Origin of the sequence: Streptomyces sp. NBC_00358, from assembly GCF_036099295.1 — a bacterium.
Lineage (GTDB): Bacteria > Actinomycetota > Actinomycetes > Streptomycetales > Streptomycetaceae > Streptomyces.
In genome coordinates this window covers 7,836,885-7,850,706 of the sequence record NZ_CP107976.1, presented here as the reverse complement: position 1 = coordinate 7,850,706, position 13,822 = coordinate 7,836,885, and the positions used below count along the sequence as shown (strand labels likewise).

Sequence of the window (13,822 nt, the reverse complement as noted above, 5' to 3'; positions counted from 1 at the left end):
CGGTCCCCGCTGGGCCGGTCGGGTCCGGGACTGACCCCGGGCTCGCAGCCGGGCCGGCCGGCGTCCAGGCCGGACGGGCATCGCCCTGGCGACCGGTCGGGCGGGTGGGCGCGAGGGCATCGGCGCGCCTCGGCGCGGGCACATCGCTCCGCTCGGGCGGCGGAGGGAGCGGTCCGACCGACCGATGAGTATGTGTTCGGGTTACCATCTCTTCCGCCATGCAGATGAATGCCACCTACACCAGCCTCGTCGCGATCGGCGACTCCTTCACCGAGGGCATGTCGGACCTGCTGCCCGACGGTTCGTACCGAGGATGGGCCGACCTCCTCGCGGGCCGGATGGCGGCCCGGACCCCCGGTTTCCGCTACGCCAACCTCGCCGTGCGCGGCAAGCTGATCGGGCAGATCGTCGCCGAGCAGGTGGACGTGGCCGTCGCCATGCGGCCCGACGTGATCACGTTGGTGGGCGGTCTCAACGACACCCTGCGACCCAAGGTCGACATGGGGCGGGTCCGCGGTCTCCTGGAGGAGGCCGTGGAACGGCTCGCCCCCGCCTGCGATCGGCTCGTCCTGATGCGCAGCCCCGGCCGCAGCGGTCCGGTGCTCGAACGCTTCCGGCCCCGCATGGAGGAGCTCTTCACCATCGTCGACGATCTCGCGAAGCGGCACGACACGCTGGTGGTCGACCTCTACGGGGCGCCCTCGCTCGCCGACCCGCGGGTGTGGGACGTGGACCGGCTGCACCTGTCCGCCGAAGGGCACCGCCGGGTGGCGGAGGCCGTGTGGCAGACGCTGGGGTACGAGGCCGAGGACCCGGAGTGGCGCACCCCGATGACGCCCACCCCGCCGCCCGGCTGGCTCGCCCGCCGCACCGCCGACGCCCGCTTCGCCCAGCAGCATCTGCTGCCGTGGATCGGACGACGGCTGACGGGGCGCTCGTCCGGCGACGGACTTCCGGCGAAACGGCCCGAACTGCTTCCCTACGAGGGTCCCGTCACGGGCGGCCACGGCCGCTGAGGCCGCGATCCACAGAGGCGACTCCGAGGCCACGGGCCGGCCCCATGCTCGGTGGCGGCCGCGCGGGTCGGCCACGAGCGCCGAGCCGCGGTGGCTCGGCGGAGCGTCGAGGGGACGGCTTCCGCCGTGCCCCTCTCTCGAGTGGCACGGCGGCCCATGCTCCGCATGAAGAGGACGCTACCTGTTCGCCCCTGGACCGTCACAGGGCGCACAGGGGGCGCTCGACAGCGCGGGAGTGCCGATGATGCGCTCACCCACGAGCCCCGGAACTACGGCCGGGCCCGGCGTACGCGCCGGGCCCAGCCGACGGCCCCTCCAGCTTTGCGGAGCATGGAGAGGAGCCGTCTCGCCACCCTGGAGGGGATGGCAAGTAACAGGCCAGCGGGGAAACCCCGCTGGAATCAACATCAAAGCACTCATGCGTTGGCCTGAGAAGTACGCCCCTGAGCACCGCCCGGGGAACTTCCCGGCACCGGCCAGCGGGCGTGGCCGGGGCAAAGACGGGTGCGTACCTTTTGGCACCGACACGCCATCGGTGGACGGATCAGGGCCGATGTGCCCCATCGGCACCGCTGTGGGGAGCTGTCAGGAGGGTGGGAAACCAGCCACTCCGGACGACCGCGCCTACTCCTCATCAGGGATGTTCTGCGCCAGGTGCAGTACAGGGCCCGGGAAGGTTCGTGGACGCGGAGCCTAGGTCGGCCTCGTGCAGAGGTGAGGGTCCCCACGGGTGAGAAACAGCCAGTTGATGCGGCGGACGCCGGTGACGGTCACGCGCTGTCCCCGGTCGCCGGGCCGGAGGGGAGGGGGGTCGCGGTCAGCGGGCCGTGCGCCATGACGATCGAGGCCAGCGGATAAGGGGGACCGTCCGTGCCGCGCAGGATCAGCAGGGGCATCCCGCGCTCGTCCTGCCGCCGACCGAGGGACAGCCAGATGCGGTCGGTCCGGTCGGTCTGCCCCAGACCGAGGTCGTAGATCCGCCCCCAGAGGTAGAAGGGGTCGACGGCTGCGTCGCTCGCCTCCTGGAGGAGTTCGGGAACGCCGTGCGCGGTGAGGTGGACGGCGACTCCGTCCAGGGTTCCGGCGGCCACCTGGGCGTGCCCGGCCGTCCTGGTCCGAACGTTGCGCGGGGCCCCGATCGCGTCGAGCCAGTACTCCCAGTCGGCCAGGGACGTGGCCTTGATGGCCACCGTGACCCGCTCGCCGTCCGCCCTGATCTGCATGGCCTCCAGCCGCGCGAGGTGGTCGGACTGCAGGCCCGCGGCCACCGAGACCGCGCGGGCGGAGGCGCTGCCCCAGCCGACCTTGCGGCTCCGTGCGGCGGCCGGGCGGACCCGCGGGACCTGGCCGTCGACGCGTTTGGGTACCGGCGCCGCCCCGTGCTCCGCCATCACCCGTCCGGCGCCGCGGTCGGCGAGGTGCAGCACGATCGCACCGCGCGCGGCCGGTACGAGCGGCGAGGACGCGGAGGCACGCTCGTGCTGCGGCTCGGTGTCGCCGCCGGCCGGCTTCTCTGGGCGGGGCACGGGCGCGGGCCCGTGATCGTGGCGGGGCTCGAGGACCTCACCGCCGAACACCGGGTCCGTGAGGTCGGGCACGGACGCGGGACCGTAGTCGTGCCGGGGCTCGGGAACGACGCGGCGGGAGGCCGGCTCCGCCCTGTCCGGAGCGGACTCGGGAGCACCATCGTGCCGGGGGTCTGAGTCGTCGCCGCCCGGGATCAGCCCCTTGCGGTTCAGCGCGGTGGCGATCCTCATCGCGACCTCGCTCGGGTAGCCGCAGTCCTCGACGATGGTGTCGACGGCCGCGTGATACGCCTCGGGGCAGTTCTGCCAGGTCTCGACCTGCGTCCGCAGCCGTTCGAGAACGCCGGCCCCGCCCACTTCCACCAGTCGGCCCTGGGCCTCCAGTTCGGCGACGAACTCCCTGGCAAATGTGCCGAGTTGCTCGGCGAGGTGCGCTTCGACGGCCGTACGGATCTCGGGCACTGTCGTCATGCCGCCACCCCCAGGTACTCGCTACGCAGCTTGGCCAGCGCCCTGAACTGAAGCGTCTTCACGGCCCCTTCGGACCGCTCCATCTGGCGCGCCGTCTCCAGTACCGAGAACTCCATCAGGAAGCGGCGCGTGAGGACTTCGCGTTGGGGTGGCCTCAGTTGTTCCAGGGCGCGGCGCAGCAACTCCTCGTCCAGGCTGATGAGTACGGTGTCCTCGGTGCTCACCGTGAGGTCCTCGTCGAAGCCGAGCATGTCCTCGACGACGAACTCGCGGCGCTGGGCGCTCTTGCAATGGTCGATGACCTTGTTACGGGCGATGGTGATCAGCCACCCGACGAAGCCGATGCCGCGATAGGTGAAAGTGCCGCGTTTCATCCAGGCGTTGAGAAAGGTCTCGCCGGTGATGTCCTCGGCGACCTGCCGATTGCGTACGCGGCGCTGCACGTAGGCCAGCACCGCGGGGTGGTGCAGAGCGTAGAGCTCCCCGAACGCGTCCCGGTCACCCGCGAGCGCACGGGCGATAAGGGCCGGTTCTCTAGTGTCGAACCGCGGTGTGGCGGCGTTAGCCTCGACGATCAAGGCCTACTCCGTTCATGAGTGGATGAACTGCGGTGGGCAGGTGCTGCGACGGTGCGCTCCAGCCATGGCCGGCCTCGGGTGCCGGATGACCGGGTCGTCGTGTCCGAAGGGTTTCGAGGCGTCCCCGCAGATGCCTCGCAGCTCCGGAGCCTGGTCGAGCTGATGTCGAGGCGGTGCAAATAGGGTCCCCTCAAAGGGACTTGCATACGTGCGACTAACTCACAGTCATGCAACATATGCAACTTGCGTACACGTACGCAAGTTGCTTCGCCGGTATGACGGCGAGACTTTTTGTTGGGAACTGGAGTGCGAACCGTCCCCCTTGGCCTGCCACGACACCCATATGGCTCTTGACCTGCGAAGATGCACGCATGCAAGTCGCGTGCAAGTTGCATACATGCGCGCTACTCTCCGGGCATGCGGAGCATGGAAGAGTCCCCCCACGAGTCCCGCGGTGAGCGACAAGCTCTCGCAAGGAGGGTTGGCGAGTACCTGACGAATGCCGCGACAGCGGCCGGGTACGACGTCCGCCCACGAGCCGGTGGCCGGGCTCAGCTGGCCATCTCGATTGGAGTGAGCCTGACGACGATCAGCAGAACACTGGAAGGGAAGACCCTCCCCCTCCCCTCGCAACTGACCACATGGGCGTCAGTACTTGGCCTCGACCAGCGAGAAATGTTGGTCAACAGCGGGATGCTTCCGCCGGAACACGGGCCTCAGCCTGCGGTACGGAGGGTAGCCTCAGTCACACTCACCCCGGAGGAGGCCATGGACGCATGGGGAATCACTGATCTCAGAATCCGCACAATGCTCAGCGGGAACATCGTCCAAGCGATCGAGCTCCAGAAGGATCTCGATGCCGACGACAACCGGGGGGCCACTGCAAGGGGGTAACGAAACGTGGCGTACAGACTGGCATCCGCGTCCGCCGCCAGCTGCACAGCCGGCTGGACATTCGTGGGCGAGGGCGTCTGGCACCATACATGGGAGTTGGCGACAGTCGGGATCGGCCTGTTAACCGTGGGAGTGGCCGGGGTCCTAGCGACCCTGCTCCGCCACACGGTCAACCAGGTCGATGCCCGCACACGGCATGACCTCAGCGTCCTGGCGGAACATCGACGACGCCTCGAACTGGACATGCACAAGCGCGAACTGGAACTTTCCCAGCGAGAGAAAGCCATGGCCCGCCGGGCCACCATCACAGCCATCCGACTCGGGAGTCACGCCCGAGCCCTCGACGAGGCGCGGAACGCGAACACGGCACTCCGCGCCAAGAACTCCCAGCTCATGCAGGAAATCGAGGAGGTCAACGATGAGCGCAACCAGCTGATCACGGCAGAGCTCACCCTCGCCCACGACCGGTTCACTTCGAAGACGTACGGAGGTCTGCGCGCTGTGGTAGGCAGCGAGCAGACCCACCCCGATCCGCACGCGCAGGCCGGCTACGGCAGCCGCCCCCCGCGTTCGGGTTCCTGAGTACGGCCCTGCGAAAACGATCCATCACAACCTCTGTCCACCAATACGATGAACAACTCCATTCTACTCAAAGGAAGTTGAGCATCTTTCCGTCGGGACCACCGACGGACGGCAGGAGCGACGACGTGGTCCGTGGTGCCCGCTGAGTGCGACACCTCCGCCCCGTCCCCGCACCTCTCACGCACACCCCGGTCCGCCGGGGGGTGCAGCTCCGCCCCGACCTGCGCGTCCTGGACGCGGCGGACATAACAGGACCCCCGCCGTACAGCCGGTATGCTCCGTACACGTGACTGCCGCGCCTGCAAAGCCCCGTATCCCCAACGTCCTCGCCGGACGCTACGCCTCCGCCGAGCTCGCCACGCTCTGGTCCCCCGAGCAGAAGGTCAAGCTGGAGCGTCAGCTCTGGCTCGCCGTGCTGCGGGCCCAGAAGGACCTCGGGATCGAGGTGCCGGACGCCGCCATCGCCGACTACGAGCGTGTCCTCGACCAGGTCGACCTCGCCTCCATCGCCGAGCGCGAGAAGGTCACCCGGCACGACGTCAAGGCGCGGATCGAGGAGTTCAACGACCTCGCCGGGCACGAGCACGTGCACAAGGGCATGACGTCCCGCGACCTCACCGAGAACGTCGAGCAGCTACAGATCCGGCTCTCCCTCGAACTGATGCGCGACCGCACGGTGGCCGTCCTCGCCCGCCTGGCCAAGCTGGCCGGCGAGTACGCCGAGCTGGTCATGGCCGGCCGCTCGCACAACGTGGCCGCGCAGGCCACCACCCTGGGCAAGCGTTTCGCGACCGCCGCCGACGAACTGCTCGTCGCGTACGGCCGCCTGGAGGAGCTGCTCGACCGCTACCCGCTGCGCGGCATCAAGGGCCCGGTCGGCACGGCCCAGGACATGCTCGACCTGCTGGGCGGGGACGCGGCCAAGCTCGCGGACCTGGAGCAGCGGATCGCCGGGCACCTCGGCTTCTCGCAGGCCTTCACCTCCGTCGGCCAGGTCTACCCGCGCTCCCTGGACTACGACGTGGTGACCGCCCTGGTCCAGCTCGCCGCCGCGCCGTCCTCGACGGCGAAGACCATCCGGCTGATGGCCGGGCACGAGCTGGTCACCGAGGGCTTCAAGCCCGGCCAGGTCGGCTCCTCCGCGATGCCGCACAAGATGAACACCCGCTCCTGCGAGCGCGTCAACGGCCTGATGGTCATCCTGCGCGGCTACGCGTCGATGACGGGCGAGCTGGCCGGCGACCAGTGGAACGAGGGTGACGTGTCCTGCTCGGTGGTGCGCCGGGTCGCGCTGCCGGACGCGTTCTTCGCGCTGGACGGCCTGCTGGAGACCTTCCTGACCGTCCTCGACGAGTTCGGCGCCTTCCCCGCGGTCGTCGCCCGTGAGCTGGACCGCTACCTGCCGTTCCTCGCGACGACCAAGGTCCTGATGGGCGCGGTGCGCGCGGGTGTCGGCCGCGAGGTCGCCCACGAGGCCATCAAGGAGAACGCCGTCGCCTCCGCCCTCGCCATGCGCGAGCAGGGTGCCGAGCGCAACGAACTGCTCGACAAGCTCGCCGCGGACGAGCGGATCCCGCTGGACCGCGCGCAGCTCGACGAGCTGATGGCCGACAAGCTGTCCTTCACGGGCGCCGCGGCCGACCAGGTGGCCGTCGTCGTCGGCCGGGTCGAGGAGATCGTGAAGCAGCACCCGGAGGCCGCCGGCTACACGCCCGGGGCGATCCTCTGACGCGGCTCACCCGAGCGGACCTGGAGGCCGCCCGCGACCGGCTCGTGCCGGATGTCGTCGCGGACGGCCTCTCGGTGCTTTTCTGCGGCATCAACCCGGGCCTCATGACAGCGGCCACCGGCCATCACTTCGCCCGGCCCGGCAACCGGTTCTGGCCGGTGCTGCACCTCTCCGGGTTCACTCCGCGGCTCCTGCGGCCGTCCGAGCAGGACGAACTGCTCTCCTACGGACTCGGCATCACCAATGTGGTGGCACGGGCGACCGCCCGTGCCGACGAGTTGAGTGCCGAGGAGTACCGCGAGGGCGGACGGCTGCTGGGCGAGAAGGTGGAGCGGCTGCGCCCGGGATGGCTGGCGGTCGTGGGGGTGACCGCGTACCGGGCGGCCTTCGAGGAGCGCAGGGCCGGGATCGGCCCGCAGGAGCGGACGATCGGGGCGAGCCGGGTGTGGGTCCTGCCCAACCCCAGTGGGCTCAACGCGCATTGGACCGCGGCGACGATGGCCGAGGAGTACGGCCGGCTGCGGGCGGCGGCCCAGGCTTCCTGAGTCAGGGCGGGTCGGTCTCCGTGATCACGGCCAGCAGCCTGAACTCCTGGTCCTCGCCCAGCCGGGAGATGCCGAGAGCGACCCAGCGGCCGGTGCCGGCCGCTTCCCACACCTGCGCGTTCCTCATGTGCGAACCGAGGGAGGCCCAGGGCTCCGGTATCCGCTCGTCGCCCTGCTGGACGCGCAGGAACACGCCGTCGAGACTCATCCAGCCCGGTTCCCCCCACCGGTCGGCGAGCCGTCGCGCGAGAGCCTCCCGCTCCGCCTCGAACTGCTCTGCCTGCTCCGCCTCGGAGTGCTCTGCTTCGGAGTGCTCTGCTTCGGAGTGCTCTGCTTCGGACGGCTCCACGTCGAACCGATCCGGCTCCTCCCGCCCGCCGTACCGCCCCCTCGCGGGACCCGCGCTCCGCTGTAACTCGACGACATGGAACCCTGGTCCCCCGGGACCGCCGTACGACCCGCCGAAAGACCCACTGCGCTCCGCGGGAAAGTCCTCGGAGCACAGCCGGTCGATCACGGCGAGACACTGCGCGATGGTCATGACGTCCAGTAAAGCGGCCGGCACTGACAATGGGTGAGGCGTCAGGAGGCCGGTGCGGTCACGCGTCCCGGCGCCGGACGCACCACGCGCCCGCCCCCAGCGCGGCGGCGGTCCACAGCGCGGTCACGCCGAGCCCGCTCCACGGCCCCAGGGCGCCGTCCCATGTCTCGTGCAGAACCGTCTGCCCCGCCTGGTCCGGCAGGAAGTCCGCCACACTCCCCGACGCTCCCCCGACGACGAAGGAGACGATCAGGAGGAAGGGGATCAGGATGCCCAGCGTGGCGACCCCGCTGCGCAGGACGGCCGCCAGACCCGCCGCGAACAGGGCCATCAAGGTCAGGTAGAGCGCGCAGCCGACGACCCCCCGGAGTTCCTCCGCCCAGATCAGCCCGTCCGCCCTGGAACCGAGCACGGACGTCCCCACGACCAGGGCGACCGCACCGGTGACCAGGCCGACGGCCAGGACCGGTCCGCCGATCGCCACCGTCTTCGCGAGGAACCAGCGCCCCCGGTCCGGAACCGCCGCCAGCGAGACGCGCAGGGCGCCGCCCTGGTACTCGGCCGACACCGCCTGCGCTCCGAAGGTGATGGCGGCGATCTGGCCGAAACTGACACCGGAGAAGGTCGAGAAGAGCGCGTCGAAGTCCCGCTCACCGGAGTCGTCGAGTCCGGCGAGTGCCGAGAACGCCACCGTCGCCGCCAGGACGCCGAGCAGGCCCCAGAGGAGCGAGCGCAGGGTTCGGATCTTGATCCATTCCGCGCGGAGCACGGGTGCGAAGGACACGGTCAGGCCTCCTGAGGCTGGGTCGGGGCGGCGGCGAACTCGGTCTCGGCGGCTGTCAGATCCAGATAGGCCTGCTCCAACGTGGCTTCCTCCGCGGCGAGTTCGAGGATCGGGAGACCGGCGGCCGAGGTGAGCCGCCCGATGTCCTCCAGCCGCGCGTCGAGTGCGGTCCAGCGGCCGTCCGCGCCCTCGACGGCCTCGATGCCGTGCTTCGCGAACAGGCCCGCCAACGCGCCGCTGTCCGTGCTGCGTACCCGGACCCGAGGCTGCACGCGCGCGTGGATGAACTCGCGCATGGGCGTGTCGGCGAGAAGCCTGCCGCGCCCGAGGACGACGAGCTGGTCGGCGAAGGACGCGGACTCGTTCATGAGGTGGCTGGAGACGAGGACGGTGCGTCCCTCCCTCGCCAGTCGGCGCAGCAACTCCCTTATCCAGATGATCCCTTCGGGGTCGAGCCCGTTCGACGGTTCGTCGAGGAGCACCACGGGCGGATCGCCGAGAAGTGCGGCCGCGATGCCCAGACGCTGGCGCATGCCGAGGGAGTACGTCTTCACCCGGCGCCGGGCCACCGCGGCGAGCCCCGTCTCCTCCAGCACCTCGTCCACCCGGCGTCCGGGGATGCGGCTGGTGGCGGCGAGCGCCCGCAGATGGTCCCGGGCGGTCCGCGATCCGTGCGCCGCACCGGCGTCGAGGAGGGCGCCCACCGTCCGCAGCGGCTCGTCGAGGGTGGCGTAGGCCCGGCCCCCGACGATCGCGGTGCCGGACGTGGGCCGGTCCAGGCCCAGCACGAGCCGCATGGTGGTGGACTTTCCGGCGCCGTTGGGGCCGAGGAATCCGGTGACGCGGCCCGGGAGGACGCTGAAGGTCAGGTGGTCCACGGCGCGCCTGCCGCCGTACTCCTTGGTCAGGTCTTGGACGTCGATGCTGGTCATGGGCCCAGCCTGGCCGTCTCCGGCCGGTCCGTGCGTCCCCCGCGGGTGGGGACCCCCTCCCCCGCCCGGGGGAGGTCCGCTGTCGGTGCCGGCTGGCACGATTGCGCGATGGCCCGGTTTCTGCGCCCGCTGCTGTGGGGAACGACGTACACGCGTCTGCTGCACCTGTGGGTGCCGATGCTGTTCGTCAGCGTGTGGCTGTTCATCGACGATTCGAGGCCGTGGGTGCCCGCGCTGATGCTCGTTCCGCTGGGGCTGGTCCCGGCCGTGCGGCGGGGCGAGGGTGTTCAGGCGCGGTTCATGCTGGCGCCGGGCGAGCGGACCGGTGAGGACACGGCGTTCTCCATCACTCCATCGGTCGGACCGCGGGACCGGTGGCGGACCGTGCTCTGGCTGGAAGCGCGCCTCCTGCTCGGCTTCGCGACCTCCATGGCCACCGTCTGGCTGCCCATGTTCGCCGTCGATCTCACCAGGGCGGCCCTCGGTTACCGGCCGGGCAACGACCCGGTGGTGAGGCTCCTTGACCCGCACTGGAGCTGCGCGCTGCTCATCCCGCTGCCCCTGCTCGCCCTGTACGGCGCGGTGGTCGGCCTCGGTGAGCTGACCACCGCGCTGGCGCGGCGGCTCCTCGGCCCCTCCCCGACCGAGCGGCTCGCCGCGCTGGAGGAGCGGACCGAGCAGCTCCTGGAGCGCAATCGCATCGCCCGTGAGCTCCACGACTCCATCGGTCACGCGCTGACGGTCGCGGTGGTGCAGGCGGGCGCGGCGAGGGCGGCCGACGACCCGGCGTTCACGGCCCGCGCCCTGGTCGCCATCGAGGAGACCGGACGCGCCGCCCTGGAGGATCTGGAACGGGTGCTGGGTGTGCTGCGCGAAGCACGGCGTCCCGTGAGCAGCCGCCCCACGCTGACCGACGCCGACCGGCTGCTGGAGTCGGCGCGCGCATCGGGGGCCAAGGTGGACGCCGAGGTGACGGGCCCGTTGGAGACCGTGCCGGGTCCGGTGTCCAGGGAGGGCTACCGCATCCTCCAGGAGTCCCTCACCAATGTGCTGCGGCATGCCGGGAGCGTCCCGGTGCGGGTCCTGATCGAGGTCAAGGACGGCGCACTCGCCCTGGAGGTGCGTAATCCGCTGCCGGCCGGGATCACCGGGCCCGGGCGGGGCACCGGCCTGCGCGGCATACGGGAGCGGGCCGCGCTGCTCGGCGGCAGCGCCCGGACGGGCCCGCACGAGGGCGACTGGCAGGTGCATGCAGAGCTGCCCCTCGGCTGATCTACGCTGGCCGGATGCCGATCACCGTTCTGCTCGTCGACGACGAACCCCTCGTACGCGCGGGGCTGCGCGCCGTTCTGGAGGCGCAGCCCGACATCGAGGTCGTCGGTGAGGCGGCCGACGGCGCCGCGGTGATCCCGCTGGTCCGGCGGTTGCGGCCGGACGTGGTGGCCATGGATGTCCGGATGCCTCTGATGGACGGTATCGAGGCCACCCGCGCCGTGCTGCGGAGCGTCACCGATCCGCCGAAGATCCTCGTGGTGACGACGTTCGAGAACGACGAATACGTCTACGAGGCGCTGCGCGCGGGTGCCGACGGGTTCCTCCTGAAGCGGGCCCGGCCGGCCGAGATCGTGCACGCCGTGCGCCTGGTCGCTGAGGGCGAGTCCCTGCTTTTCCCCGCCTCCGTGAGGCAGTTGGCGGCCGAGTACGGGGACGACGGGGGCAATCCGGCGGCTCGGGCGGCCATGGAGAGGGCCGCCCTGACCGAGCGCGAGGCGGACGTGCTGCGGCTGATGGCCCGGGGGCTGTCGAACGCCGAGATCGCCACCCGGCTGGCCGTCGGGACGGAGACGGTCAAGTCGCACGTCAGCTCCGTGCTGGCGAAGCTGGGAGCCCGGGACCGCACGCAGGCGGTCATCGCGGCCTACGAGTCCGGGTTCGTGGCGCCCGGCTGACGACGCCCCGCGGGTGGGGCCGAGAGCGACCCGGGAACAGGAAAGGGTCCCCGGCCCTCGCCGGGGTCCCCGGCGACGAGTACGATCCGGCCAACACGCGTACAAGCTGGGAGGACGGACGTTGGGGCAGTTGACCGGCGGGGATCCCTCTCTGCTGCGACGGATCAATTCCGCAGTGGTGCTGCACGCCTTGCGGGCCACGGACTGCGCGACCCTCACCGAGATCACCCGGGTGACCGGATTGTCACGGCCGACGGTCGAAGGGGTCGTCGAGGGACTCATCGAGAACGGGCTCGTCGTCGAGCAGGCGGCCGAGGAGGGTGCCACGCGGCGCCAGGGGCGTCCGGCGCGCAGGTTCCGGTTCCGGGCCGAGGCAGGACATCTGCTGGGGCTGGAGATCGGCCCGCACCGCGTCGCGGCGCTCCTCGCGGACCTGGACGGCCGCGTGATGGGCGCGATGGCCAAGGACGTGGACGAGACGGCGTCCGCCGACGAGCGGCTTGAACGGCTGCGGCTGGCGGTCGCCGAACTGCTGCGCAGGGCCGGTGTGGCCCGTAGCTCCCTGCGCGCGGTGGGCGTGGGAAGCCCCGGCATCGTGGAGGCCGACGGAACCGTACGCCTGGGCACGGCACTGCCCGAGTGGACCGGCCTGCCGCTGGGCGAGCGGCTGAGCCGTTCCTTCAAGTGCCCGGTGCTCGTCGAGAACGACGCCAACGCGGCGGCGGTCGCCGAGCACTGGAAGGGGTCGGCGACCGAGTCCGACGACGTCGTGTTCGTCCTGGCGGGGCTGAGTCCGGGCGCCGGCTCGCTGATCGGCGGGCGGCTCCACCGGGGCTACGGCGGGGCGGCCGGGGAGATCGGCGCGCTGCATCTGCTGGGCCGTGACGTCACGCCCGAGACACTGCTGTCGACCACGGACGAGCCTTTGCACCCGCTCGACGAGCAGGCGGTCGCCAAGGTGTTCGCGCTGGCCAAGGGCGGCGACCAGCGGGCCCGTGCGGCCGTCGAGCGCTTCATCCAGCGGCTGGTGCACGACGTCGCCGCCCTGGTCCTCGCCCTCGATCCGGAACTGGTCGTCATCGGCGGCTGGGCGGCCGGCCTGGACGGTGTACTTGAGCCACTGCGGCGGGAGTTGGCGCGCTATTGCCTGCGTCCGCCGAAGGTGGCCCTCTCCCTGCTGGGCGAGGCGGCGGTGGCCACCGGGGCGCTGCGACTGGCCCTCGACCATGTGGAGGAGCAGTTGTTCGCGGTGGAGGGCACCGTGACGGCGCGCCGCTGAGGCGACGGCCACAGCCACAGCCACAGCCACAGCCACAGCCACAGCCACAGCCACAGCCACAGCCACAGCCACAGCCACAGCCACAGCCACAGCCACGAAGAGCGTCGCGCCCCTGAAGGTTCCGGGGCGCGACGTGTGTGTTTCCGGGGTGCGGCTCGAAGAACGGGCCGCACCGGGCGGGGCGGCTCAGGAGGCGCGACGCTCCGGGTCGTGGTGGATCTCCACACCGCCGGAGTCGGCGAACGTGAGCCGGCAGGTGTCCGCGCGATACGTCGCCACGGAGACCGCGGCGGTGCGCCCCTCGGTGAAGTAGCGGGTCGTGACGACGAGAACGGGCGCTCCGGGGAGGCGGTCGAGCTCCTTGGCGTCGTCCGCGCGGGCCGAGCCCAGCTCTACGGCGCGGTCCTGGCCCTCCAGTTCCAGTCGCTGCAGCTCCCGCAGCACGGCACGCGCGCGTGCGGCACCCGACGGCGCGTCGATCGCCGACAGGTCCGGCACCGACGACGCCGGGATGTACAGGAGTTCGGCGGCGACGGGCTGACCGTGCGTCACCCGGGACCGGCGCACCGTGTGCACCGGTTCGTCGGCGGCGGTCTCCAGGACGGCCGCGACCGACGCGGGCGGTGCCGCCACGGTGCAGTCCGCGGGGTGCCAGGCGTCGCCCGCCGCTCCCGGCCACACGTGCTGTTCGGTCCCGACGGCCACGCCCATGCGCGGCGGGGCCACGGTGGTGCCGACGCCCCGGCGGCGCTGCAGCCGGCCTTCCAGTTCGAGCTGTTCGAGCGCCTGGCGCAAGGTGGCCCGGGCGACCCCGAAACGGGCCGCCAGATCACGTTCGTTGGGCAGGATCTCGCCCACGGCGAACTCGGAGTCCAGTGCCTCGCTGAGCACGGTCTTGAGATGCCAGTACTTAGGTTCCGGCACCGATTCCAACTGCGTGGTCCCCACCCTGTCCTCCGCAATCGCCGTGGCCCGCCAGCGTTTTAGCGCCCTTGT

At 71.1% G+C, this 13,822-nt stretch carries 14 protein-coding genes; 8 read left to right on the top strand and 6 right to left on the bottom strand.

The genetic code is table 11. The features are described 5' to 3' along the window. The first annotated feature begins 218 nt into the window (after positions 1–218). A complete protein-coding gene (locus tag OHT01_RS33615) occupies positions 219–1,016 on the top strand; it encodes an SGNH/GDSL hydrolase family protein (RefSeq protein WP_328556864.1) in 798 nt (265 codons plus the stop codon). A gap of 770 nt (positions 1,017–1,786) precedes the next feature. Here the strand turns inward: OHT01_RS33615 and OHT01_RS33610 are convergent. Both OHT01_RS33610 and OHT01_RS33605 read right to left on the bottom strand, forming a co-directional pair. Further along, complete coding sequence (locus OHT01_RS33610; RefSeq protein WP_328556863.1) at positions 1,787–3,013, bottom strand: BN159_2729 family protein; 1,227 nt, start codon at positions 3,011–3,013, stop codon at positions 1,787–1,789. Further along, complete coding sequence (locus tag OHT01_RS33605) at positions 3,010–3,591, bottom strand: RNA polymerase sigma factor (RefSeq protein ID WP_328556862.1); 582 nt, start codon at positions 3,589–3,591, stop codon at positions 3,010–3,012. The genes OHT01_RS33610 and OHT01_RS33605 overlap by 4 nt, the downstream gene beginning before the upstream one ends. A 417-nt stretch (positions 3,592–4,008) precedes the next feature. Here OHT01_RS33605 and OHT01_RS33600 point away from each other — a divergent pair, with 417 nt between their 5' ends. From OHT01_RS33600 to mug, 4 genes are all read left to right on the top strand, one after another. Next, positions 4,009–4,485, top strand: coding sequence for a transcriptional regulator (locus OHT01_RS33600; protein ID WP_328556861.1), 477 nt, complete (start codon positions 4,009–4,011; stop codon positions 4,483–4,485). A gap of 96 nt (positions 4,486–4,581) precedes the next feature. After that, the gene (locus OHT01_RS33595) at positions 4,582–5,067 is read left to right on the top strand and encodes a hypothetical protein (RefSeq protein ID WP_328556860.1); all 486 of its coding nucleotides are present in this window, start codon (positions 4,582–4,584) and stop codon (positions 5,065–5,067) included. A 286-nt stretch (positions 5,068–5,353) separates the two neighbouring features. Further along, positions 5,354–6,796, top strand: a complete 1,443-nt coding sequence (gene purB, locus OHT01_RS33590) for an adenylosuccinate lyase (RefSeq protein WP_328556859.1) — start codon at positions 5,354–5,356, stop codon at positions 6,794–6,796. Beyond that, positions 6,793–7,341 carry a G/U mismatch-specific DNA glycosylase gene (gene mug, locus OHT01_RS33585; RefSeq protein ID WP_328558359.1) on the top strand — a complete coding sequence of 183 codons (549 nt, stop codon included), beginning with the start codon at positions 6,793–6,795 and terminating at the stop codon, positions 7,339–7,341. Before purB ends, mug begins: the two co-directional genes overlap by 4 nt. Before the next feature lies 1 nt (position 7,342). Here the strand turns inward: mug and OHT01_RS33580 are convergent, their stop codons facing one another. Genes OHT01_RS33580 through OHT01_RS33570 form a run of 3 tightly spaced genes read right to left on the bottom strand, consistent with a single transcriptional unit; the run spans position 7,343 to position 9,598 of the window. Beyond that, entirely contained in the window at positions 7,343–7,882 is a 540-nt protein-coding gene (locus OHT01_RS33580; protein WP_328556858.1) for a hypothetical protein, read from the bottom strand. A 58-nt stretch (positions 7,883–7,940) separates the two neighbouring features. Further along, positions 7,941–8,666, bottom strand: coding sequence for an ABC transporter permease subunit (locus OHT01_RS33575; RefSeq protein WP_328556857.1), 726 nt, complete (start codon positions 8,664–8,666; stop codon positions 7,941–7,943). Positions 8,667–8,668: 2 nt separating this feature from the next. Continuing rightward, positions 8,669–9,598 (bottom strand): ATP-binding cassette domain-containing protein, encoded by a 930-nt coding sequence (locus OHT01_RS33570; RefSeq protein WP_328556856.1) that lies wholly within the window; start codon positions 9,596–9,598, stop codon positions 8,669–8,671. A gap of 108 nt (positions 9,599–9,706) precedes the next feature. Here OHT01_RS33570 and OHT01_RS33565 point away from each other — a divergent pair, with 108 nt between their 5' ends. The 3 genes from OHT01_RS33565 (at position 9,707) to OHT01_RS33555 (ending at position 12,826) form a co-directional block, all read left to right on the top strand. Then, entirely contained in the window at positions 9,707–10,870 is a 1,164-nt protein-coding gene (locus OHT01_RS33565; protein ID WP_328556855.1) for a sensor histidine kinase, read from the top strand. Between the two features lie 14 nt (positions 10,871–10,884). Next, a complete protein-coding gene (locus OHT01_RS33560) occupies positions 10,885–11,547 on the top strand; it encodes a response regulator transcription factor (protein ID WP_328556854.1) in 663 nt (220 codons plus the stop codon). Between the two features lie 121 nt (positions 11,548–11,668). After that, positions 11,669–12,826 carry an ROK family transcriptional regulator gene (locus tag OHT01_RS33555; RefSeq protein WP_328556853.1) on the top strand — a complete coding sequence of 386 codons (1,158 nt, stop codon included), beginning with the start codon at positions 11,669–11,671 and terminating at the stop codon, positions 12,824–12,826. Positions 12,827–13,012: 186 nt separating this feature from the next. Here the strand turns inward: OHT01_RS33555 and OHT01_RS33550 are convergent, their stop codons facing one another. Further along, the gene (locus OHT01_RS33550) at positions 13,013–13,774 is read right to left on the bottom strand and encodes a GntR family transcriptional regulator (RefSeq protein WP_328556852.1); all 762 of its coding nucleotides are present in this window, start codon (positions 13,772–13,774) and stop codon (positions 13,013–13,015) included. Between the last annotated feature and the right edge of the window lie 48 nt (positions 13,775–13,822).

What these genes read in the sequence shown, in the direction of transcription:
- OHT01_RS33615 (WP_328556864.1), top strand. Translation starts at nt 219, where the DNA reads ATGCAGATGAATGCCACCTACACCAGCCTCGTCGCGATCGGCGACTCC.
- OHT01_RS33610 (WP_328556863.1), bottom strand. Translation starts at nt 3,013, where the DNA reads ATGACGACAGTGCCCGAGATCCGTACGGCCGTCGAAGCGCACCTCGCC.
- OHT01_RS33600 (WP_328556861.1), top strand. Translation starts at nt 4,009, where the DNA reads ATGCGGAGCATGGAAGAGTCCCCCCACGAGTCCCGCGGTGAGCGACAA.
- OHT01_RS33580 (WP_328556858.1), bottom strand. Translation starts at nt 7,882, where the DNA reads ATGACCATCGCGCAGTGTCTCGCCGTGATCGACCGGCTGTGCTCCGAG.
- OHT01_RS33570 (WP_328556856.1), bottom strand. Translation starts at nt 9,598, where the DNA reads ATGACCAGCATCGACGTCCAAGACCTGACCAAGGAGTACGGCGGCAGG.
- OHT01_RS33565 (WP_328556855.1), top strand. Translation starts at nt 9,707, where the DNA reads ATGGCCCGGTTTCTGCGCCCGCTGCTGTGGGGAACGACGTACACGCGT.
- OHT01_RS33560 (WP_328556854.1), top strand. Translation starts at nt 10,885, where the DNA reads ATGCCGATCACCGTTCTGCTCGTCGACGACGAACCCCTCGTACGCGCG.